The organism is Nocardia puris (assembly GCF_003315035.1).
Taxonomy (GTDB): Bacteria; Actinomycetota; Actinomycetes; order Mycobacteriales; family Mycobacteriaceae; genus Nocardia; species Nocardia puris.
Genome location: NZ_QNRE01000010.1, coordinates 161,627 through 181,990, shown reverse-complemented (window position 1 = coordinate 181,990; position 20,364 = coordinate 161,627). Strand labels below are relative to the sequence as shown.

Annotated in this window: 20 protein-coding genes; 13 read left to right on the top strand and 7 right to left on the bottom strand. The window is 71.2% G+C overall.

Annotation, left to right across the window (positions count from 1 at the left end; genetic code table 11):
* The first annotated feature begins 17 nt into the window (after positions 1–17).
* From DFR74_RS23415 to DFR74_RS23395, 5 genes are read left to right on the top strand one after another with little or no spacing between them, the layout of a single operon-like run.
* Positions 18–830: an SDR family NAD(P)-dependent oxidoreductase gene (locus tag DFR74_RS23415; RefSeq protein WP_067513129.1), complete on the top strand. Its 813-nt coding sequence runs from the start codon at positions 18–20 to the stop codon at positions 828–830.
* A gap of 2 nt (positions 831–832) precedes the next feature.
* A complete protein-coding gene (gene pyrE / locus DFR74_RS23410) occupies positions 833–1,414 on the top strand; it encodes an orotate phosphoribosyltransferase (RefSeq protein WP_067513127.1) in 582 nt (193 codons plus the stop codon).
* 51 nt (positions 1,415–1,465) lie between these two features.
* Positions 1,466–2,524: a beta-ketoacyl-ACP synthase 3 gene (locus DFR74_RS23405; RefSeq protein ID WP_067513124.1), complete on the top strand. Its 1,059-nt coding sequence runs from the start codon at positions 1,466–1,468 to the stop codon at positions 2,522–2,524.
* Between the two features lie 2 nt (positions 2,525–2,526).
* On the top strand, positions 2,527–3,216 hold the full coding sequence (locus DFR74_RS23400) for a lysoplasmalogenase family protein (RefSeq protein WP_067513122.1): 690 nt from the start codon (positions 2,527–2,529) through the stop codon (positions 3,214–3,216).
* Between the two features lie 14 nt (positions 3,217–3,230).
* Complete coding sequence (locus DFR74_RS23395) at positions 3,231–3,788, top strand: hypothetical protein (RefSeq protein ID WP_067513121.1); 558 nt, start codon at positions 3,231–3,233, stop codon at positions 3,786–3,788.
* Between the two features lie 24 nt (positions 3,789–3,812).
* On the opposite strand, the gene DFR74_RS23390 is transcribed toward DFR74_RS23395, so the two are convergent.
* From DFR74_RS23390 to DFR74_RS23380, 3 genes are all read right to left on the bottom strand, one after another.
* Positions 3,813–4,259 carry a DUF3592 domain-containing protein gene (locus tag DFR74_RS23390; protein WP_067513167.1) on the bottom strand — a complete coding sequence of 149 codons (447 nt, stop codon included), beginning with the start codon at positions 4,257–4,259 and terminating at the stop codon, positions 3,813–3,815.
* Between the two features lie 82 nt (positions 4,260–4,341).
* Positions 4,342–4,995, bottom strand: coding sequence for a LuxR C-terminal-related transcriptional regulator (locus tag DFR74_RS23385; RefSeq protein WP_067513119.1), 654 nt, complete (start codon positions 4,993–4,995; stop codon positions 4,342–4,344).
* Entirely contained in the window at positions 4,992–6,365 is a 1,374-nt protein-coding gene (locus DFR74_RS23380) for a sensor histidine kinase (protein ID WP_067513166.1), read from the bottom strand. Before DFR74_RS23380 ends, DFR74_RS23385 begins: the two co-directional genes overlap by 4 nt.
* Positions 6,366–6,474: 109 nt before the next feature.
* Here DFR74_RS23380 and DFR74_RS23375 point away from each other — a divergent pair, with 109 nt between their 5' ends.
* The 3 genes from DFR74_RS23375 (at position 6,475) to DFR74_RS23365 (ending at position 8,819) form a co-directional block, all read left to right on the top strand.
* On the top strand, positions 6,475–6,801 hold the full coding sequence (locus tag DFR74_RS23375; protein WP_067513117.1) for a DUF4190 domain-containing protein: 327 nt from the start codon (positions 6,475–6,477) through the stop codon (positions 6,799–6,801).
* Positions 6,802–6,815: 14 nt separating this feature from the next.
* Positions 6,816–7,502, top strand: a complete 687-nt coding sequence (locus DFR74_RS23370) for a TrmH family RNA methyltransferase (protein ID WP_407675233.1) — start codon at positions 6,816–6,818, stop codon at positions 7,500–7,502.
* A 228-nt stretch (positions 7,503–7,730) separates the two neighbouring features.
* Positions 7,731–8,819: a glycoside hydrolase family 76 protein gene (locus tag DFR74_RS23365; RefSeq protein ID WP_084538073.1), complete on the top strand. Its 1,089-nt coding sequence runs from the start codon at positions 7,731–7,733 to the stop codon at positions 8,817–8,819.
* 9 nt (positions 8,820–8,828) lie between these two features.
* Here DFR74_RS23365 and DFR74_RS23360 read toward each other — a convergent pair whose 3' ends face one another.
* On the bottom strand, positions 8,829–9,536 hold the full coding sequence (locus DFR74_RS23360; protein ID WP_067513110.1) for a DedA family protein: 708 nt from the start codon (positions 9,534–9,536) through the stop codon (positions 8,829–8,831).
* 347 nt (positions 9,537–9,883) lie between these two features.
* On the opposite strand from DFR74_RS23360, the gene fbaA reads away from it, so the two are divergent.
* Complete coding sequence (gene fbaA / locus DFR74_RS23355; RefSeq protein ID WP_067513108.1) at positions 9,884–10,918, top strand: class II fructose-bisphosphate aldolase; 1,035 nt, start codon at positions 9,884–9,886, stop codon at positions 10,916–10,918.
* A gap of 31 nt (positions 10,919–10,949) precedes the next feature.
* Positions 10,950–12,068: a BTAD domain-containing putative transcriptional regulator gene (locus tag DFR74_RS23350; RefSeq protein WP_067513106.1), complete on the top strand. Its 1,119-nt coding sequence runs from the start codon at positions 10,950–10,952 to the stop codon at positions 12,066–12,068.
* Position 12,069: 1 nt separating this feature from the next.
* On the opposite strand, the gene DFR74_RS23345 is transcribed toward DFR74_RS23350, so the two are convergent.
* Positions 12,070–12,387 (bottom strand): excalibur calcium-binding domain-containing protein, encoded by a 318-nt coding sequence (locus tag DFR74_RS23345; protein ID WP_232331878.1) that lies wholly within the window; start codon positions 12,385–12,387, stop codon positions 12,070–12,072.
* Between the two features lie 137 nt (positions 12,388–12,524).
* Between DFR74_RS23345 and DFR74_RS23340 the strand changes: the two genes are divergently transcribed.
* Entirely contained in the window at positions 12,525–13,988 is a 1,464-nt protein-coding gene (locus DFR74_RS23340; protein ID WP_067513102.1) for a DUF4185 domain-containing protein, read from the top strand.
* A 19-nt stretch (positions 13,989–14,007) separates the two neighbouring features.
* Here the strand turns inward: DFR74_RS23340 and DFR74_RS23335 are convergent, their stop codons facing one another.
* Positions 14,008–15,051, bottom strand: coding sequence for a fused (3R)-hydroxyacyl-ACP dehydratase subunits HadA/HadB (locus DFR74_RS23335; RefSeq protein ID WP_067513100.1), 1,044 nt, complete (start codon positions 15,049–15,051; stop codon positions 14,008–14,010).
* A gap of 98 nt (positions 15,052–15,149) precedes the next feature.
* Positions 15,150–15,773: an Rv0361 family membrane protein gene (locus DFR74_RS23330; RefSeq protein ID WP_147265889.1), complete on the bottom strand. Its 624-nt coding sequence runs from the start codon at positions 15,771–15,773 to the stop codon at positions 15,150–15,152.
* A 2,858-nt stretch (positions 15,774–18,631) separates the two neighbouring features.
* Between DFR74_RS23330 and DFR74_RS23320 the strand changes: the two genes are divergently transcribed.
* Complete coding sequence (locus DFR74_RS23320) at positions 18,632–19,081, top strand: DUF3151 domain-containing protein (protein WP_067513161.1); 450 nt, start codon at positions 18,632–18,634, stop codon at positions 19,079–19,081.
* 76 nt (positions 19,082–19,157) lie between these two features.
* Positions 19,158–20,252, top strand: coding sequence for an FUSC family protein (locus tag DFR74_RS23315; protein WP_067513160.1), 1,095 nt, complete (start codon positions 19,158–19,160; stop codon positions 20,250–20,252).
* Positions 20,253–20,364 lie beyond the last annotated feature (112 nt).

Sequence of the window (20,364 nt, the reverse complement as noted above, 5' to 3'; positions counted from 1 at the left end):
AGGGGATTCGCGTCGTCATGACCGATGGTTCCGCCCCCGCGCGCCTGCCCGGCGCCACCCGCCCCGTGGCCCTCGTCACGGGTCCCACCTCCGGCATCGGCCAGGCCTACGCCCAGCGCCTGGCCGCGCTCGGCTACGACCTGGTGCTCGTCGCCAGGGACGCCGATCGCCTGGCCGCGTTCGCCGCCGAGGTGGCCCGCAAATTCGATACCCGCTCGCAGGTGCTGACCGCCGACCTCACGGTCGACGCGGATCGCGAACACGTCGCGGCGCGGGCCGCCGAGGGCGTCGATTTCCTCGTCAATAACGCGGGAATCGGGCTCAAAGGCGAGTTCTGGGAGCTGCCCTTCGACCGGGTGCGCGCCCAGCTCGACCTCAACGTCGGCGCCGTGCTGGAACTCACCCACGCCGCGCTGCCGTCCATGATCGCCGCGGCCAAGGGCACCATCGTCAATGTGGCCAGCGTCGCCGGACTCGTGCCGGGGCGGGGCTCGACCTATTCGGCCTCCAAGGCCTACGTCGTATCCTTCACGGAAGGGTTGGCGGGCGGCCTGGCCGGAACCGGTGTCCGTATCCAGGCGCTGTGCCCCGGATTCGTCCGCACGGAATTCCACGACCGCGCGGGTATCGAGATGTCCTCGCTGCCCGCGCCGCTGTGGCTGTCCGTCGAACAGGTCGTCGCCGGTTCGCTGCGTGATCTCGAGAAGAACCGGGTCGTCAGCGTGCCCGGCGTGCAGTACAAGGCGATCACCACCGCGGCCGGACTCATCCCGCGAACCCTGCAGGTCCGAATGAATCGGGGCTTGTTCAATTCACGCGGAAGGACTTAGACATGATCGACCAGGCGAGTGCGGTGCACGGTGACACCGAGCACGGGGGCGGCGCCGACCGCGACAGATTGGCCGCGCTGGTGCGCGAGCTGGCCGTGGTGCACGGCAAGGTGACGCTGTCGTCCGGCAAGGAGGCCGACTACTACGTGGACCTGCGCCGCGCGACCCTGCACCACCGGGCCGGGCCACTGATCGGCAAACTGCTGCGCGAACTCGTCGCCGACTGGGACTTCGACGCCGTCGGTGGTCTCACCATGGGCGCCGACCCCGTCGCGCTGGCCGTCATGCACGCGCCGGGCCGCCCGATCGACGCGTTCGTGGTGCGCAAGGCCGCCAAGACCCACGGCATGCAGCGCCAGATCGAGGGCCCCGACATCGTCGGCAAGCGCGTGCTCGTCGTCGAGGACACCACCACCACCGGAAACTCCCCGCTCACGGCCGTGCGCGCGCTGCGGGACGCCGGTGCCACCGTGGTGGGCGTGGCCACCGTCGTGGACCGGGAGACCGGGGCCGATCAGGTGATCGCCGCCGAGGGATTGGAATATCGATCCATCCTCGGCCTGAAGGATTTGGCCCTGGGATAGCCTGGACGCTGTTCAAGTTTGTCCGGACGGTGAAGGACGTGTGAGTCACCAGTGGTGAGCATTGCGGTAAACAAGAGTCGCCAGAATGTTGCGATGCTCGGAATCGGTGCCTACCGACCCCAGCGCATCGTCAGCAATGACGAGGTGTGCGAGGTCCTGGACTCCACCGACCAGTGGATCTTCGAGCGCACCGGCGTCCGCAACCGGCGCTGGATCAGCGGCGACGAGACCCTGCGCTCCATCGCCGCGGGCGCGGGCGAACGCGCGCTCACCAATACCGGCATCGACCGCGCCAAGATCGGCGCGCTCATCCTGTGTACCTCGAGCTGGCTCAAGCTCACCCCGCACGGCGCGCCGACCGTGGCCTCCGACCTGGGCATGAACGGCATCCCCGCCTTCGACCTCACCTCCGGCTGCGGTGGCTTCGGCTACGGGCTGGGCGTGGCCGCCGACCTGATCCGCGCGGGCTCGGCCGACTACGTGCTGGTCATCGGCGCCGAGACGATGACCGTGGGCCTGGACCCCACCGACCGCGGCACCGCGATGATCTTCGGTGACGGCGCGGGCGCGGTGGTGGTCGGGCCGAGCGAGGAGAACGGCATCTCCCCGACGGTGTGGGGCAGCGACGGCGAGAACGCCGAAGCGATCGCCCAGGACGTCGACTTCCTCGAGTACATGAACAAGGCACAGCGGTTGCAGGGCACCGACCCGGCGGTGGAGCCGGTCGGCCGGATGTCGCTGCGCATGGAGGGGCCGCGCGTATTCCGTTGGGCCGCCGTCACTCTGCCGCGCGCGCTGGCCTCGGCGCTGGAGGTGTCGGGGGTGTCCAAGGACGATATCGAGGTGTTCATCCCGCACCAGGCCAACGCCCGCATCAACGAGCTGATGAAGAAGAACCTCGGGCTGGCCGACGAGATCCCGATGGCCAACGACATCGAGAACACCGGCAACACCTCCGCCGCGTCCATTCCGCTGGCGATGGAGGAGATGCTGGTGACGGGTAAGGCCAAGGGCGGGCAACTGGCGTTGCTGCTCGGGTTCGGCGCGGGCCTGAGTTACGCCGGCCAGGTCGTGACCCTGCCCCCGAAGCCGGCCGAGGCCAGTTTCTGACTATGGCGAGGCCCTTTCGCGCGGCGTTCGTCGGCGCGGCGGCGGTGACGGTGTTCGGCGCCGTCACCGGTCGCGACAAGCTCCAGTGGGTGGCCAAGCCGCTCATGATGCCGCTGCTGGCCGCCGACGTGGCGACCTCGGAGGTGGCGCTCGACCCCGTCGACCGCACCGTGCTGCTCGGTTCGCTCGGTGCGGCCACCCTCGGTGACGTGCTGCTCATCGATCCCGACGACGATCGCAGGCTGATCGCGGGCGCGTCGTCGTTCGCCGTCATGCAGGCGGGTTACTCCGTGCTGTGGTGGCGGCGCGGCGCCCGGCCCCGCGCGGCCATCGCCGGCCAGCGCCTCGCGGCCTGGCTGGGCGCGGCCGCGCTGATGCGTGTCAAGGCCCCCACCGTCGCCGCGCCCCTCACCGCCTACGGCGCCACCCTCGGCACGGCGGCCACCCTCGCCTCCGACCCGGCCCTGGCCCCCGGTGCGAAAAATCTTGCGGGCCTGAATATCCCGGGCCCCGACCCCCGCTCCCGCCTCGGCCTCGGCGCCCTCCTCTTCACCCTCTCCGACGGCCTGATCGTGCTCCGCCGCATCTTCGCCAGCTCCCCCCGCGCCCGCCGCACCACCGAGGGCATCATCCTGGCCACTTACGCCGCCGCCCAGTACCTCCTCACCGACCCCCGAGCCCACGAAAAGTAGGTCCGGACGGACCCGTGACGTCACCAGCGGACGATCGCGCCGCCGCCGCCATCCGCCGGTCCCGCGACCAGGTGGTCGCGCGGGGATGGAACCCGGATTCGGCGACCGGAGCCACAGACGCGCAGATCGACCGATGGGCAGCCGAGCAAGGCGTCGAGACGGTTCCCGCGGCTGTTCGTGAAGTGCTGCGGTTGATCGGGGAGGACCCGGGAATCTGGTTCTCCGGAACATCTTTCGGTGTGCGGATGGTCGACGCCGCGACCAAGCGTGACGCCCTGGGCTGTTTCGACGATGCCGAGACCGTCCCGCTGCGTGCCCCCGCCGATCTGCTGGTGATCGCGGAGGCCGGGGCGTACAGCTACGTCGTAGTGGACGGCGGCGACCTGCTGCGCGCCGACCCGCCGCTCTGGCTGCTCCACGAGACGGGCCGCGCCGAGCGGCGCTGGGAGTCGGTGACCGCCTGGTTCGCGCTGCGCGCGGCCGGGGTGATCGAGCGCGGGCGAAAGCTGGCCGAACGCCGCGCCGAGGGGCGCCCGGACCTCGCTCGTGAGTCGCACTTCCACTCGGATTGAGTCTCGGCCCGCGAGCGGTGGCACCTACAGGACCAGGATTATGCGGTCGCGGTTCTCCGGGTCTACTCGGATGGAGATGGTTTCGCCGGGGGAGAGCTTGGGTTTGTCGGCGGGGGTGACGTCGAAGACTATTGTGCCGCGGTAGGTTTCGGAGCCGGGGACGGTGAGTTCGAGGTCCAGTTCGGTGAGTTCGGTGTAGTGGTCGGTGCGGGCGAGAGGGTGGACGCCTTCGATGGTGGCCCATCCTTCGAGGCCGTGGCGCCAGAGTTTGCGGTCGGCGCGGGAGGGGCGGGCGGCGAGCAGCATGCCGAGGCCGACGCAGGAGCCGAACAGGCCGACCAGCGCCACGATCTGATACGGGACGGTGCCGGGCGGGGTGTGGTGCACGAGCCAGCCGAGCCACAGGCCGAGCAGGATCAGGTATCCGGCGGTGACGCCGAGCACCGTGCGCAGAATCCGTGCGTGATCCATGGCAGCCTCCACCCCCTGACCCGCCCTTATCCCTCCAGGATAGGCCGATTCCGGGTGGATGAACCGGCCTTCGCGCCGATCCCTACCCCTTCAACCGCAGCACCGCCAGCACCCGCCGGTGGTGGGTGTCCGACGGCGGCAGATCGAGTTTGGTGAAGATGTTGCCGATGTGCTTCTCCACCGCCCGCTCGGTCACGGTGAGCGCTTCGGCGATCGCCCCGTTGGACAACCCCTGCGCCATGAGTTCGAGCACCTCGCGCTCGCGCGGGGTGAGGCGGGCCAGCGAATCCTGTTGGCGTGCGGCACCCATCAGCTGACTCACCACTTCCGGGTCGAGGGCGGTGCCGCCGGTGGCGACGCGGCCCAGCGCGTCGACGAACTCGCGCACGTCGGCCACCCGGTCCTTGAGCAGGTAGCCGACCCCACTCGCGCCGCCGGCGAGAAGTTCTGTCGCGTACCGGGTTTCGATCCACTGCGAGAACACCAGCACCCCGGTCATGGGGAACTTGCGGCGCAGTTCGATGGCGGCGAGCAGCCCCTCGTCGGTGAACGAGGGGGGCATCCGCACGTCCACCACCGCCACGTCGGGATTGTGCGCCGCCACCACATCGGCCAGGGTGGACGCGTCGCCCACCATCGCCACCACCTCGTGCCCGCGCTCGGTGAGCAGCCCGGCCAGCCCGTCGCGCAGGATCGCGCTGTCCTCGGCGATGACGATCCGCAGCGGCGTGCTCATCGCAGGTCCTCGACCGGCAGCAGCATCGTCACCACGGTCGGTCCGCCGGGCGGGCTGTCCACCGTCAGGGTGCCGTCCACGGCGCGCGCCCGCGCCGCGAGCCCGGCCAGCCCGCTGCCCGCGACGGGCGCGCCCTCGGCGGGCTGGAGCACCCCGCCCACTCCGTTGTCGCGCACGGTCACCCGGATGGTGCGCTGGCTGTCGGGCATCACCGACACCCAGGCCCGTTCGGCGTGCGCGTGCTTCACCACGTTGGTGAGCAGTTCGGCGACGGAGAAGTAGGCGATCGCCTCCACGGCCGGGTTCGGCCGCCGCGGCAGGTGCACCCGCAGCTCCACGGGGATCGCGCAGCGTGCCGCCAGCGTCTCCAACGCGGGGCCGAGCCCCAGTTCCAGGGCGGGCGGGTGGATGCCGCGCACGAGTTCGCGCAGCTCGGTGAGCGCTTCCTTGGAGCTGGCGTGCGCGTCGGCGATGAGGTCGCTGGGGTCGCCACCGGCGGCGATGCGCTCCTCGGCGCGCCCGAGCGCCATCGCGATGGTGACCAGTCGGGCCTGGGTGCCGTCGTGCAGGTCGCGTTCGACGCGGCGCAGCGTGGCGGCCGAATCGTCGACGGCGGCGCGCCTGCTCTCCCGCAACTCGACGAGCTGGCGGTCGCGCGGGGTGGCGCCGAGCAGCTGCACCGTCAGCCACCGGTGCATGTGGCAGACGCCGCGCACCAGCCACGGCAGCGCGAAGCACCCGAGCACGCCGAGCGCGGCGAGCCCGAGCACCCGCGGCCAGGTGTCGATGTAGAACTCGCCGAACTGCATGAGCGACTGCCGCTCCACGCCGCTCGCGTCGACGTTGGTGGGCCGGAACACCGCCCACGGGATCGGGGAGATGGCCAGGAACACCGTCATCGCGATGACGACGAGCACGACGTATCCGGCCATCAGCCCGAGCACCGACTGCACGAGCAGGAACAGCACCGCCCGCCAGCTGGGCCGGTCGGTGAACGCACCGCGCAGGAATCCGAAGAAGCCGCGCGGCGGCTGGAACGGCGGCGGCGCGTCGACCGGGGTGCCGAGCAGATCGCGGCACAGCGCGCGATACACGTAGCCCGACAGGCGCGCCCCGAGCAGCACCAGCGCCAGGATCGGGATGCCGACCAGGAAGATCGAGAGGTAGAGACTGCCGCCGAACCCGAAGAACAGGTAGCTGATCGCGACCCCGCCGAGCACGCACACCGCGATCAGGTACGCCAGTTCCTTCCAGGTCCTGGCCTCGATCGGCGCGCGCAGCACCGCGCGCAGCGGCGAGCGCCCCGCCGGGCCCGGCGGGGCGTCGGGTTGGTCGAGCACGAGGGTCGGTTCGGCATGCGTCTCGGTCATGAACCCCATGTTTCTCGCGTGCGGCCGCGTTCTCGATGGAGCCCGCCCCCGGATCGCGGGTGTGGCCAGCTACACCATCGAAGGGTTGCCGGGAGTTAGCATCGAGTGCATGTCCATGCCACCGGCGTCCGGTTATCCACAGCCCTACGGTAGCCCGTACGGTCCGCCGCCGGACCATCCCCAAGCCACCACGATCCTGGTGCTCGGCATCCTCGGCCTGGTGTTCTGCCAGCTGTTCGCGCCGGTCGCGTGGTTCCTGGGCCGCAAGGCGCTGGCGGAGATCGACGCCTCGGGCGGCGCGATCGGCGGGCGCAGCAACGTCAAGGCCGGCTACATCTGCGGCGTGATCGGCACGATCCTGATGCTGCTGGTGGTGATCGGCGTCGTCGCGATCATCGTGATCTCGCTGGTGGTGGCCTCCACCTCGCCGTCCTGACCGGCCGCTCTAGCATCGTCGGCGTGAACGAAGCGCCGCCGGAGCAGGACCTACCCGGACCCACCGAGTGGGGCGAGCACCCGCACGGGGTGGGCCCGTGGCGCGCCGAACACGACACGCCCCCGCCGGACGATCCGCGCCTGGACCCCGAACTGCTCGAACACGGCGACCGCCGCAATGTGGTCGACGCCTACCGCTACTGGACGCGCGAGGCGATCGTCGCCGACATCGACGCCCGCCGCCACCCGTTCCACGTGGCGATCGAGAACTTCGGGCACGACGCCAACATCGGGACCGTGGTGCGCACCGCAAACGCGTTCGCCGCGGCCGCCGTGCACATCGTGGGCAGGCGCCGCTGGAATCGTCGCGGCGCCATGGTCACCGACCGCTATCAGCACCTCGAACATCACGCGAGCGTCGCGGACCTGGTCGAGTACGCCGCGGCACACGGCCTCGCGGTGGTCGCCGTCGACAACGTGCCCGGCGCGGTCCCGCTGGAGACGGCGCAGCTGCCGCGCGAGTGCCTGCTGCTGTTCGGGCAGGAGGGCCCCGGCGTCACCGATCACGCGAAAGACGCCGCGGCCATGACGGTTTCGATCGCGCAGTTCGGTTCCACGCGCAGCATCAACGCGGGTGTCGCGGCGGGCATCGCGATGCACGCGTGGATTCGTCAGCACGCGGACCTGTCGACGGCTTGGTGAACGGGTGCGGGGTGCGCGGCCGTCCCGCGCGTGCCGGCCGACGGGGCTCGGCGACCGCGCCGATCGCGGGACTCCCGGCCGCCGGGTGCACGATTCGGCGTCGGCCGGGTAACAATTCGGCGGCGAGAATTCGTTCGGAGCTGGCACCATTGAGAGATGACCTCGCGGAGCCCGCACACCGGGCAGGATGCTGCATCGACGCCCGCGCTGTGGTCGGAGCGGGCGGACATGGCCGAATCCGCGATCGTCTCCCGGCACCTGCGGGCGCTGTGGGTATGTCCCGGAACGGAATTGGGCGTCGTAGGCTGGCCCGCGACCCGGCGTGAGCGCGCCTTCTTCTCCTGGCACTACTGGTGGCAGGCCCACCTGATCGACTGCGCGGTGGACGCCGCCAACCGCACCCCCACCCCGGCCCGCCGCAAGCGCATCGGCGAGCTGGTGCGCTCGCATCGCGCCCGCAACCTCACGGGCTGGACCAACAAGTACTACGACGACATGGCCTGGCTGGCCATCGCCCTCGAGCGCGCCGAGCGCACGCAGGGCATCACCGAGGCGCGCGGCGCGCTGGTGGCGCTGGAGAAGCGCCTGTACGAGGCGTGGCAGCCCGAGATCGGCGGCGGCATCCCGTGGCGGGTGCGCAGCGACTACTTCAACGCCCCGGCCAACGGTCCGGCCGCGATCGCGCTGGTCCGACTCGGCCGCCACGCCCGCGGCCAGGAGATGGCGGACTGGCTGGACACGACGCTGCGCGACGAGGAGTCGGGCCTGATCCTGGACGGCATCCACCTGCCCTCCGGCGTGATCGAACGCCCCACGTTCACCTACTGCCAGGGCGTGGTGCTCGGTGTGGAGACCGAACTGGCCGTGCACACCGGCGAACAGCGCCATCTGGACCGCGTGCACAACCTGCTCGCGGCCGTCGCCGAGCACATGACGGCGGGCGGTGTCGTCAAGGGGGGTGGCGGCGGGGACGGCGGCCTGTTCAACGGCATCCTGGCGCGGTACCTGGCGGTGGTCGCCCTGATGTTGCCCGGCGACGAGCGTCAGCAGGTCGAGGATCGCAAGGCCGCCGCGGCCCTGGTGCGCGCCTCGGCGGAGGCGGCGTGGGCGAACCGGCTCGAGGTGGAGGGCGAGCCGCTGTTCGGCGCCGACTGGAGCCGCCCGGCGCAGTTGCCCGGCGGCACCTCGGGCGCGGGGCATTTCACCTCGGGCGGGTCGGTCACCGCGTCGAAGGTGCCCGAGCGCGACCTGTCGGTGCAGCTGTCGGGCTGGATGTTGATGGAGGCGGCCTACCAGGTGAGCGGCGCCGGGCTCTGAGCGCCGGGTTCAGGACTCCACGCGCGGCAGCACCGCGGTGGGAGCGTCGTCCATCTCCACGTCGAAGTCCTCGGCGGGGCGGGCCATCTCCATCCGGTACTGCCGGATCCCGATCACGGTGCCGATGATCAACCCGATCACCAGCAGGCACACCACGCCCGGCATCAGCCAGGGCACCCGCTGCAGGAATCCGCCCGCGTAGTAGCCGATCAGCAACAGCACCGGCGCCCAGATGATCGCGCCGAGCGTGCTGGCGATCGTGTACTTGCGGTGGTCCATGCCCGCCGCGCCCGCGACCATCGGGCACAGCGTGCGCACCCACGGAATCCAGCGCGCCACCAGCACCGCGAGGAATCCGTGCCGCGCCAGCAACTCGGCCACCCGCTGTAGGTTGCGGGTGTTGATGTAGCGGCCGTCCTTGCGCGCCACCAGGCGGTGCCCGGTGCGTTGCCCGACCACGTAGCCGACCTGGTTACCGACGATCGCGGAGACCATGGCGCCCACCGAGAGCGCCCACACCTGCGCCTCTCCGGTGGCGTGCGAGGCCATCACGATGCCCGCGGTGATCAACATCGAATCCCCGGGCAGGAACAGCCCGATGATGAGCGCGCACTCCAGGAAGACGAAGGTCAGGACCACTGTCCAGACGAGTGCGGGACCCGCCGAGAGGAGAGGATCGAAACTGCCCAGCGCGAGGGGCGTCGAAGCGGTGGACACCGGCCTCAGCGGGTGGTCTCGTTCGTCAGCGCGAGATCGCTCGTGACCGAAGTCGTCACTGCCTGCCCAATCACGCGGCCTCCTGTCCGATCCGATCGGCCCGCCCGAAGGGAGCGCCGACCTCGATTTCCGGGCCCCACAGTACCGTGCCGAACTGAGAATCCCCCCTCGAGCGGCAAATTACCGGCGGTTAACCGGGCCGTTCACCTCCGGTTCCGCCCACCGTTGTGGTCTGGCCCACGCCCGCGTGACCAAGGGCCCCATGGCTGGCGAAACGCTCCAGCCTCTAGGGTTAGGCCTGACAGAATTGGCTTCTGCCTACGCCGCACGACACGGAGGTCTTCACAGTGCCCATCGCGACTCCGGAGGTCTACGCCGAGATGCTCGGTCGGGCCAAAGCGAACTCGTTCGCCTTCCCCGCCATCAACTGCACCTCGTCGGAGACGATCAACGCGGCCATCAAGGGCTTCGCCGACGCGGGCAGCGACGGCATCATCCAGTTCTCCACCGGTGGCGCGGAGTTCGGCTCCGGCCTCGGCGTCAAGGACATGGTGACCGGCGCGGTCGCGCTGGCCGAGTTCGCCCACGTGGTCGCCGCCAAGTACGACGTCACCATCGCCCTGCACACCGACCACTGCCCGAAGGACAAGCTGGACACCTTCGTGCGCCCGCTCATCGCGATCTCGCAGGAGCGGGTCAACGCGGGCGGCCTGCCGCTGTTCCAGTCGCACATGTGGGACGGCTCGGCCATCCCGATCGACGAGAACCTCGAGATCGCCAAGGAACTGCTCAAGGCCACCGCGGCCGCCAACATCATCCTCGAGGTGGAGATCGGCGTCGTCGGCGGCGAGGAGGACGGCGTCGAGGCCGAGATCAACGAGAAGCTCTACACCTCGCCGGAGGACTTCGAGAAGACCATCGACGCGCTCGGCGCGGGCGAGAACGGCAAGTACCTGCTGGCCGCCACCTTCGGCAACGTGCACGGTGTGTACAAGCCGGGCAACGTGGTGCTCAAGCCCGAGGTGCTGGCCGAGGGCCAGCGCGTGGCCGCCGCCAAGCTGGGCCTGGCCGCCGACGCGCAGCCGTTCGACTTCGTCTTCCACGGCGGCTCGGGCTCGCTGAAGTCCGAGATCGAGGACTCGCTGCGCTTCGGTGTGGTGAAGATGAACGTCGACACCGACACCCAGTACGCGTTCACCCGTCCGGTGGCGGCGCACATGTTCACCAACTATGACGGTGTGCTCAAGATCGACGGCGAGGTCGGCAACAAGAAGACCTACGACCCGCGCAGCTACCTGAAGAAGGCGGAGACCTCGATGGCGGCGCGCATCGTCGAGGCGTGCAATGATCTGAAGTCCGCGGGACGGTCGATCAGCGCCTGACCCTTCTTTCGTACTTCGGGGGCCCGAGCTCATGAGTCTTGACGTGCGTGTGCTCGGGCCCGTCCGGTTGTTCGTCGGCGGTGAGCCGGTGGCGGTCGGCGGGCCCAAGCCGCGAGCTCTGCTGGCCGCGCTCGCCGTGAACCGGCGGCGCGCCGTCGCCTCGGCCGCGCTGGCCGACATGGTGTGGAACGAGGATCCGCCGGATTCCTACGCCGCCAGCCTGCAGGTGTTCGTCTCCAACATCCGCAAGGCGCTGCGCAATTCCGGTGTCGATCCGGCGCAGGTGCTGCGCACCGAGTCGTCGGGATACCGGCTGGAGATCCCGGAGGAAGCCTGCGATATCGGCCGTTTCGAGGCTACCCGCGACAGCGCGGCCAAGGCGGCCGACCGCGGCGACCATCAGCAGGCGGCGCAGCTGTTCGGCGAGGCGCTGCGCGAATGGAGCGGGCGCGCGCTCTCGGATCTGGCGGGCCTGCAATTCGCCGAGGGCTTCGCCACCGCGATGGACGAGGAGCGCCTGCTCGCCGTCGCGGCCCGGATCGACGCCGAGATCGCTTGCGGCCGTGCCGCTTCGGTGATCAGCGAACTGGTCTCGATGACGAACGAGCATCCGCTGCGCGAACCGCTGTGGGGCCAGCTCATCACGGCGCTGTACCTGTCGGGCCGTCAGGCCGACGCCCTGGACGCCTGCCGCCGGGTGCGCACCGTGCTCGCCGACGAACTGGGCATCGATCCCGGCCCGGCGCTGGTCGAGCTGGAACAGCGGGTGCTGCGCCAGGAGCCGTTGAACACCGTCGAGTTCAAGCGCACCGAGCGGCTGGCGGCCGCCATGACCGAGACCGTCACCGAGGTGCCGCGCGCGGTGCGCAGCGGGCAGCTGCGGATGGCCGACGGGCGCGTGCTGCCGATCGCGATGGGCGGCATGCGGATCGGCCGGATGACCGATAACGACCTGGTGCTCGACGACCCCAAGGCCAGCCGGTACCACGCGCACATCATGCCCAGCCGGGCCGGCCTGCTCATCAAGGATCTGCATTCGGCCAACGGCGTCTACATCAACGAGGAGCCGATCGAGAGCGGGTCACTGCTGGCCGACGGCGACGCGATCCGGATCGGCGCGACGATCCTGACCTTCGAGGCCGTGTCCTGAGTCAGTTGCAGGCGATGCCGTCGCCGTCGCGATCCAGCAGCCGCGAATAGCCCGGCTGCCCGCGATACAGCGGCCACGCGCCGTCGTTGATCACCTGCGTGCAGTTGATGTAGGGCACGCGGCGCGGCTGGTCTTCCTCGCTGTCCTGTTTCGGCTGGTTCCCGTAGCGGGGACCGTTGCGTTCGGTCGGAATCGGATGGTCGGACGGCCGGGTGAGCGGGGCGCCGGGCGGGGGTTGCGCGACGGCGGCCGCGGTGCCGGCCAGGATGAGCGCGCCGCAGGCCGCGGCGGCCCATCGGCGGGTGGGCGAGCTGTTCACATCTTCCATCGTGCTCCCGTCCGAGCCGCATGGCGAGGGTGCTGCCCGGTGTATTTCGATCCGTTTCCGGTGGATTCGCCGCGCGCCCGGTAGGGTCTAGCCCGATTGCGTTCGGCGGAGCGTCGAGGGGTTGGTGCATGGCCAAGCGGGTGCTGGCCGCGGTCGGAGCCGTGGTGCTGGGTGCTGGTGCGTTGCTGTACGGCGATCGGTCGATCGCGTTCGCGCAACCCGAGCCGCCGGTGCCGGGCGCGGGGCCGTGCGCGACCGATCCGGCGCCGGTGCACGAGCCGCTCATCCCCAAGACGCTCGAGGTGCCTGTGCCGTATCCGGTGATCACGGTGCTGCCGCCGCAGCGGCCCGATCCGGAGCCCGTGCGCACCGAGATGACGCTGCCCGAGGACCCGTGCGTCAACCCGTGCCCCGACCTCACCGACGGCCCGAAGCCGCCGCCGAGCCTGGCCACACAGCTCGGGATTCCCGAAATCCTGTTGAACCCCCAGCCTTTTCACTTCGCCGTCCCCGGGCCCGGTCCGGACCCCGGCGACGTGCCGCCGCCCCCGGAGCGCGTCGAACCACCCGTCGAAGCCGCGCCCGTGTCGGCGCAGCGGCCCGCGCCCCGCGTCAGGAACGTGCGCGAGGTGTCCAAGCAGACCGGCGCGAACTCGGTGAACCGCACCGACAAGCGCTGGCAGGTGGACGGCACCGACCTCGGCATCATGTGGGAGAGCGCGCCGGGCGAGATCGCCGTCGCGTTCGGCGACACCGTGGGGCAGGGCTTCCACCCGCCCGGCGGCATGGGCGGAGACTGGCGCAGCAATGTGCTGGCGTTCAGCTCCGATCGCGACCTGTCCGACGGCATGACCTACGACCGGATGGTCACCGACAGCCGCTGCCACGCCGCCGAGATCCTGTCCAGCCGCAAGATGGACAACGTCGAGATCACCACCATCCCGACCTCCGGCTTCGCCCTCGGCGACCGGCAGTACCTGAGCTACATGTCCATCCGCACCTGGCACAGCCTGCCCGGCACCTTCTACACCAACTACGGCGGCATCGCCTACTCCGACGACGGCGGGCAGACCTGGACCAAGGACCCGCACGCGCGCTGGGACAACATCTTCGGGCTGTCGAATTTCCAAGTGAGCGCGATGGTTCCGCACGGCGACCACGTCTACATGTTCGGCACGCCCAACACCCGGCTGGGCGCGGTGGGGCTGGCGCGGGTGGCCAAGGACCAGATCCTCAACGTCACCGCCTACCAGTACTGGCGCGACGGACAGTGGACGCCCGTGGGCGGTGCGGGCGGCGCGACGCCGGTGGTGCACGCGCCCGCCGGTGAGCTGTCGGTGCGGTTCGACGCGAGCCGCGACGTCTGGCAGATGAGCTATCTCGACACCTCGCGCGCGGCGATCGTGGTGCGCGAATCGGATTCACCGCAAGGAGTGTGGTCCGAGCCGTCGCCGACGGTGACCGTGCTGGACTACCCGGAGCTCTACGGCGGGTTCATCCACCCGTGGTCGACGGGGTCGGACCTCTACTTCAACATCACCACGTGGAGCGATTACAACGTGTACTTGATGCACGCCGAAATCGAAGAGTGACAAGGGGTTTCGGAGAACCTCAGCTCAGGCGCACTTCGGCGACCGCGCGGCCGAAGAGCTTGCGGCCCTCCGAGGTCGCGGTCAGCACGATGGTGGCGGCGCGGCGCCGCGGATCGAGCGACTTGATCTTGCCGCCCAATTCGATCTCGCTCGCCGAATCCGCCCGCACCGGAACGTAACCCGAGAACCGCACGCTGAACTTCTCGACGGCCGTGGGGTCGCCGAGCCAGGACGTGACGTAGTCGGCGGTGAGGCCCATGGTCAGCAGGCCGTGCGCCACCACCGTCGGCAGGCCGACCAGCCGGGCGGCCTTCTCGCTGAAGTGGATCGGGTTCGGGTCGCCGGAGACGCCCGCGTAGTTGGTGAGGTCGCCGCGGGTGAGGCTCGCGGTGGCCGCGGGGAGCACGTCACCAGCCGACAGCGCGTCGAAATCGGGGCGGGTGTGCACCGGCGCGGCCGGTGCGGCCGGGGCCGTGACCGCGTCGGGAGCGTCGACCAGCGCGCTCGGGTCGGTGCTGCCCGCGGGGCGCGGATGCATGTAGATGGCCTCGACCGTCTGTGTCAGGTTCGGGTCGATCTCGGCGCCGCGCCGCGCCACGATCGTCGTCGACCCCACCTGCGCCAGCTCGCCGTGCTGATTGACCAATTCGAAACGGACGGTGATGAAGTCGTTGTCACCGAACTGGCGGATCGACTCGATCACGATGCCGGTGCGGATCGAATCGCCCGCCACGATCGGGCGGTGGATCTCGAAAACCTGGTCGGTCTGCAGGATCTGGGTCAGGTGGTAGTCGGTGAGCACCGAATCCAGCAGCGCGCGTGTGCAGGCCACCCCGATCACCGAGGCGAACGTGGGCGGCGCGACCACGCCGGGGTAGCCGAGCGCGAGCGCGTCCGCCGCGCGGTGATGCGCCGTGTGCGCGTTCTGGATCGCGCTCGCGAACTCGCGGATCTTCTCCCTGCCGACCTCGTAGTGGTCGCGTACCAGGAATCGCCGTCCCGCGAGCGTCGCCGTGTCCACTGTGCCGGTGTCCGGCTGCGCCATCGTCTGCTCCCTGCCCATGATCGGGCCATGCTACTGGCCGTACCGGTCCGCTGACCAAGTAGGTGTGACCACCCGCACCGTCTACCAGGGTGGTCACACCTACCGATTCGATGTCCCTACGGGTTCGCCGCGGGCGGGTCGCACACCTTCCAGCCGTCGTCGGTGCGCTGCAGGTCGAACGTGCGCTGCGTGCGGTTGCCCGGATCGGCCTCGGTGTACACCGTGGCCTGCGCGATCGCGGTGTCCTCGGTGATCCGGATCGCGTCCACGCTGTCCACCACCGGGACCGTGCCCTGCTCCCGGGAGATCTGGTGCACGCCGGCGAACTGCTCCTCGGGGATGTCGCGGTAGTACTCGTGCAGCGAGCCGCAGGTACTGCTGCGCAGCGTGCTCAGATCGCCGTCGCGCAGCGCGCCGGTGTAGTCGGAGATGGTGGCGCGCACCTGCTCCTCCGGGCTGTCGCCACCCGTCAGCAGCGCCACCAGTCCGGCCACCGCGAGCACCGCGACCACCACGGCGGCGCCCACCGCCAGCAACCACTTCTTCGGACGGCCCGGCTCCCCGGGCGTGTCGCCCGCCGGTTTCGCCGCCGCCGGCTCGACCCGCTGCGGAGGTGCGATCGCCCGGCCCTGTCCGGCCAGGGAGGCTGCGGGGCGGGTGGCATTCTGGTCCGCGGGGGAAGGGGCGGAGCCCGGTCGCGGTGCGCCAGGGGGAGTGGACGACGGTCTGGTCGTCTCCACGTCGTCCTGGTGCGGGGGAGCGGGTTTCGTCAGGTGCGGGGGTTGGGGTTGCCCCTGTTGCGGACTGCCCGGTGTACCACCCGGACCCTGCTGAGGACCTGGCCGCCGGTCGGGACCTTGGTGCGGCCCGCCCGGACCCAGGGGCACTCCGCCCGGGCCCTGCTTGGGCGGCCCTTGTTGGGGCCCGCCCTGCGGCGAGCCGGTGATCTGCTGTCCGCCCGGTTGGGGTCCCCGTCCCTGCGGCCCACCGGCGCCTTGCCGGCCGGGGCCTTGTGGGCCGCCGGGACCCTGTTGTCCGGGGCCCTGCTGGCTACCGGCCCCCTGCTGCGCCCCGGGCCGCGGCTGGCTGCCCTGTTGTCCGGGCCCCTGCGGCCCACCGGGCCCGCGTTGCCCCGGACCCTGCTGCGCACTTTGCTGCGAGCCCGGACGTTGGCCGGGCCCCTGCTGCGGCCCGCCCGGCCCGAGCGGTGCCTCACCTGGGCCCTGTTTCGGTGCGCCCGGCCCGTGCTGTGGACCGCCCTGCGGCGAACCGGCGACCTGCTGGGGTCCGGGCCCCTGCGGCCCACCGGGCCCGCGCTGCCCCGGGCCCTGCTGGGGTCCACGCCCTTGCGGACCGGCGGCAGTCGGTGATCCGGCATCCTGCGCGGCGGCGGCCGCGCCTCCCGCAGCAGTTGCCGCATCGGCTGCCGAGCCGCCCGGTCGACCCGCCTCGGAATCGTGCGTGGCCTCGGCCGGTCCTTGCTGCGGGGCGCCGCCGTGGTCGTGCCGCGATCCACTCGGTCCGTCGCCGGGACCCGGTGTAGCGCCGGCCGCGAGGGCGGCACCCGCGGCACCGAGCGCCGCGGCACTCGGGCCCTGCTTGCTCGCGCCGGAGTCCCGCTTGTCGTCGGCCGACCGGTCGCCACCACCCGGCTGTGGTCCGGAACCTTGCGGCGCGTCGGAACCCGGTCGGGGACCGTCGCCTTGCGGGGTGCTGCCACCCTGCGGGGAAGCGGCGGGCCGGGGTGCGTCGGTTTCGGGACGGCCCGGTCGGCCTGAGCCCGCCGGGTCGGCCTGTGCCTGCGGGCCGCGCGGCCCTTGATGGGAGGCGCCGGGGCCCTGGTGCTGCGGACCGGACGGTCCCTGCACCGGACCGGACGCGCCTTGCTGTCCGGCCTGCCGCGGACCCGACGCGGGCCGCGGGGTGTTCGGTGGCTTGCTCAAGGGCTGGCGCTGGCCGGGCGGAACGACGCGGTCGGTGGTCGGGCGCTGCACGGGGATCGCCACCGTCTGCGCGTCGGCGTCACCGGCGTGCGGCGCGATCGGCATCGAGACGGTCGCCGCGTCGGCCCCGGCGATATCCGGCTCCCCCTGCTGATCCCGCCGCATCACGACGGTCTGCGCGTCGGGCCCCGCCCCGCCGTCCTCGTCATCGGCGAGCAGATCGACCCGCCGCATCACCATCGTCGCGTGCTCGGCCCCGGGCTCGGGAACCTCCGAATCCCCCTGCCCCGCACCCCCTTCCGAGTCCTGAGCGTCTGCGTCTTCGGCATCCGCCCCCTCCGAACCCGCCGCGTCCGCCCCACGCTCACCGGCGCTCCCGGCCACCTCCAGACCTCCGGGCGCTGCCGTGCTCTCGGCTCCGGCTGTCGTGTTCCCGGGTGGGGCCGCCGCGCTCTCGGCCCCAGCTGCCGCGTTCCCGGCCGCCGCACCCTCGATTGCTGTACCGCCGGCTGAGGCGCCCCCGGCTGCCGCACCGCCGGTGGCCGGACCGTTGCCTGCCGCTCCTCGCGCGGGCTCCGCGTCACCGTCGGCCCCGGCCGCTACACCCGCGGCGGCAGCTGCTGTCGCGCCCGCAGCCGCAGCGCTATGTACATCCCCCGCTCCCGCGTCACCCTCGGTCCTCGATGAATTCGCACCAGCCTCGGTATTCGCGTCCGCCTCCTGGGAACCCGTCACCGCACCGCTGCCGGCTCCACCGGCCGAAGCCTCGTTACCCGGGCCGCCGGCTGCCGTGCTCCCACCTCCCGCGGCCACCTGAGGGAACGCGACCGTCTTCGCGTCCTCTGCCGAACCGGCATTGCGCGATTCCGCACCCGCCGCTCCACCCTCGCCCGCGGTGTCCGAGCCGGAGACATCACCGTGCGGTGCCACCACGGGTGCACGTCCCTCGGCGGCGGACTCGTCCCCGCCCTCCGTCACCGGTTCCTCGTCACCGCGCGAGTTGCGCGGGATCTCGGTGGTCTTCGCGTCGGCGAGCTGATCCTCGACCCGTCCGCCGACGGCCTCCGGCGCAGCTGTTCCCGAGGTGCCCGGAGCGCGACTGCTCTGCGGGATCTCGGTGGTCGGCGCATCACCTCCGCGCGAATCCGCCTGTCCCGCAGGAGAATCGGCGTCGGCGCCGGAACGACTGGGCGCACCCCCACCCGCGCCGTCACCGGGACGCGCCCCGCCTTTCGCGGTGTCCTGCGGCGCAGGGTTCTCACCGCGCGCATCCCGCGCGGCGGCCTGTTCGGCGGAACCAGCGCCGCCGTCGGCCCGGTTCTTGTTGTCGTTCGGGTCGGACACCTACTACCCCTCGCTCAGCCTGAACAATCGAACTCGTGCGCCAGCCTAATAGCCAGCGCGAACACCGCACGGTCTTTACCCGCGCCGCGGCCCGCGCCGGGTTCGGTGGGCACAACGTGACGTTGGTTTTCGGGCGGTGTTGAGGGCTCGAACCGGCAACGTCCACCACTGGTGGATGCCCGGACCGGGGCGCAGCCGGTCCCGCACGGGCTCCCACCGCACCCGAGCCCGTGCTGCCCGCGTTCATGCGCATGGTGCCCCCGCACGGCTCCCCACCCCACCCCCGTCCCCACGCGGTGCACAATGAGCGCATGACTTCGTTCGGTGATCTGCTCGGACCGCAGCCTGTGCTCCTCCCGGAAATCTCCGAGGCGGAGGAAGCGCTGCTCGACAACGTGGACCCGGTGCGGGTGGCGGCGGACTATCCGGCGGCCTCGATCGCGTGGGCGCACCTGGCGGAGGCGGCGCTGGAGCGCGGGGGTGTGACGGGCGCGGACGAGGTCGTCAACCTCGACGTCGTCGCCGCCTACGCGTTCGCCCGCACCGGCTACCACCGCGGCCTGGACCTGTTGCGCCGCAACGGCTGGAAGGGTTTCGGCCCGGTGCCGTGGAGCCACGAACCCAACCGCGGCTTCCTGCGCAGCGTGGGCGCGCTGGCGCGGGCGGCCCGCGCCGTCGGCGAGGCCGACGAGTACGCCCGCTGCCTGGACCTGCTGGAGGACTGCGACCCGCGCGCCGCGGCCGAGCTCGGCCTCGACTGAGCGGCGGGTGAGCGCGGTACCGAGCCCGCCCGCGGCGGGACGTTTCGGCACGGCGAAGGCCGACAGCCTGCAACGCCTGCGCAGCGCGTCGGCCCGGCTGCGGCTGTCCGCCCTGCCGATCGTGCAGTGCGCGCTCGGCGCCGCGCTGGCCTGGTTCGTCGCGCACAACATCATCGGCCACGTCCAGCCCTTCTTCGCGCCGACCGCGGCCGTGGTGTCGATCGGCATCTCGTTCGGCGCGCGCATCAAACGCGCGCTCGAGCTGGTGGTGGGCGTCGCGGTGGGCATCGGCATCGGCGATCTGTTCATCTCGGGCGTCGGCTCGGGGGCGTGGCAGATCGCGCTGGTGGTCGCGGTGGCGATGGCGCTGGCCGTGTTCCTGGACGGCGGTTCGGTCATCACCATGCAGGCCGCCGGTTCGGCGGTACTGGTGGCCACGCTCATGCCGCCCTCGGCGGGCGGCAGTTTCTCCCGGATGATCGACGCGCTGGTCGGCGGCCTGGTGGGCGTGATCGTGGTGGCGGCGATCCCGCTGCACCCGGTGCGCCGCGCCCGTGAGCACGCGGCCGACATCCTCGCCGTGATGGGCAAGGCCCTCTCCGACTGCGCCGACGGCCTGCTCGAACAGGACCCGGACAAGATCCGCGACGCGCTCGCGCAGGCGCGCGACACCCAGCCCAAGATCGATTCGCTGCGCTCCAGCTTGGAGGGCGGCCGCGAGATCAGCCGGATCTCACCGCTGTACTGGAATTCCCGGGCCCGCCTGGAACGCGTCCGCGCCACCGCCGACCCGCTCGACAACGCCATCCGCAACACCCGCGTGCTGCTGCGCCGTTCGCTCACCCTGGTGCGCGACGACGAAATCCTCGACCCGCGCCTGATCGACGAGGTGGAGCGGCTCGCGCAGTCGGTGGAGGTGGTGCGCAAGATGATGCTCGCCGATCCCGGCGAACAACCCGACCAGGCCGAGGCCGCCCGCGTGCTGCGTTCGGTCGCGAAGGCGGCCCGCCCGGAACTGGTGGAGGGCGCGGGACTTTCGGCGCACGTGGTGTTCGCCCAGGTGCGGTCGATCGTGGTCGATCTGATGCAGGTGTGCGGGATGAACCGCATCTCGGCGATAGCGCTGCTGCCGCCCACGGTTCCCAATCCGTATGTGCGGCCGGAGGATTGACGCTCTCTGACGGCTGAATCAGGGCCCGGGATACCTTCGGCAACCGAATCGGCATCGGACGGATCCGATGTGCGCACACCTCCCGCGAATCCCCGCCCACCAGGCGCGATCA

Coding starts and splice junctions, on each gene's coding strand:
- DFR74_RS23350 (WP_067513106.1), top strand. CDS start 10,950: ATGAGTCTTGACGTGCGTGTGCTCGGGCCCGTCCGGTTGTTCGTCGGC.
- DFR74_RS23375 (WP_067513117.1), top strand. CDS start 6,475: ATGTCCATGCCACCGGCGTCCGGTTATCCACAGCCCTACGGTAGCCCG.
- pyrE (WP_067513127.1), top strand. CDS start 833: ATGATCGACCAGGCGAGTGCGGTGCACGGTGACACCGAGCACGGGGGC.
- DFR74_RS23390 (WP_067513167.1), bottom strand. CDS start 4,259: ATGGATCACGCACGGATTCTGCGCACGGTGCTCGGCGTCACCGCCGGA.
- DFR74_RS23380 (WP_067513166.1), bottom strand. CDS start 6,365: ATGACCGAGACGCATGCCGAACCGACCCTCGTGCTCGACCAACCCGAC.
- DFR74_RS23385 (WP_067513119.1), bottom strand. CDS start 4,995: ATGAGCACGCCGCTGCGGATCGTCATCGCCGAGGACAGCGCGATCCTG.
- DFR74_RS23400 (WP_067513122.1), top strand. CDS start 2,527: ATGGCGAGGCCCTTTCGCGCGGCGTTCGTCGGCGCGGCGGCGGTGACG.
- DFR74_RS23320 (WP_067513161.1), top strand. CDS start 18,632: ATGACTTCGTTCGGTGATCTGCTCGGACCGCAGCCTGTGCTCCTCCCG.
- DFR74_RS23365 (WP_084538073.1), top strand. CDS start 7,731: ATGGCCGAATCCGCGATCGTCTCCCGGCACCTGCGGGCGCTGTGGGTA.
- DFR74_RS23335 (WP_067513100.1), bottom strand. CDS start 15,051: ATGGGCAGGGAGCAGACGATGGCGCAGCCGGACACCGGCACAGTGGAC.
- DFR74_RS23415 (WP_067513129.1), top strand. CDS start 18: ATGACCGATGGTTCCGCCCCCGCGCGCCTGCCCGGCGCCACCCGCCCC.
- DFR74_RS23340 (WP_067513102.1), top strand. CDS start 12,525: ATGGCCAAGCGGGTGCTGGCCGCGGTCGGAGCCGTGGTGCTGGGTGCT.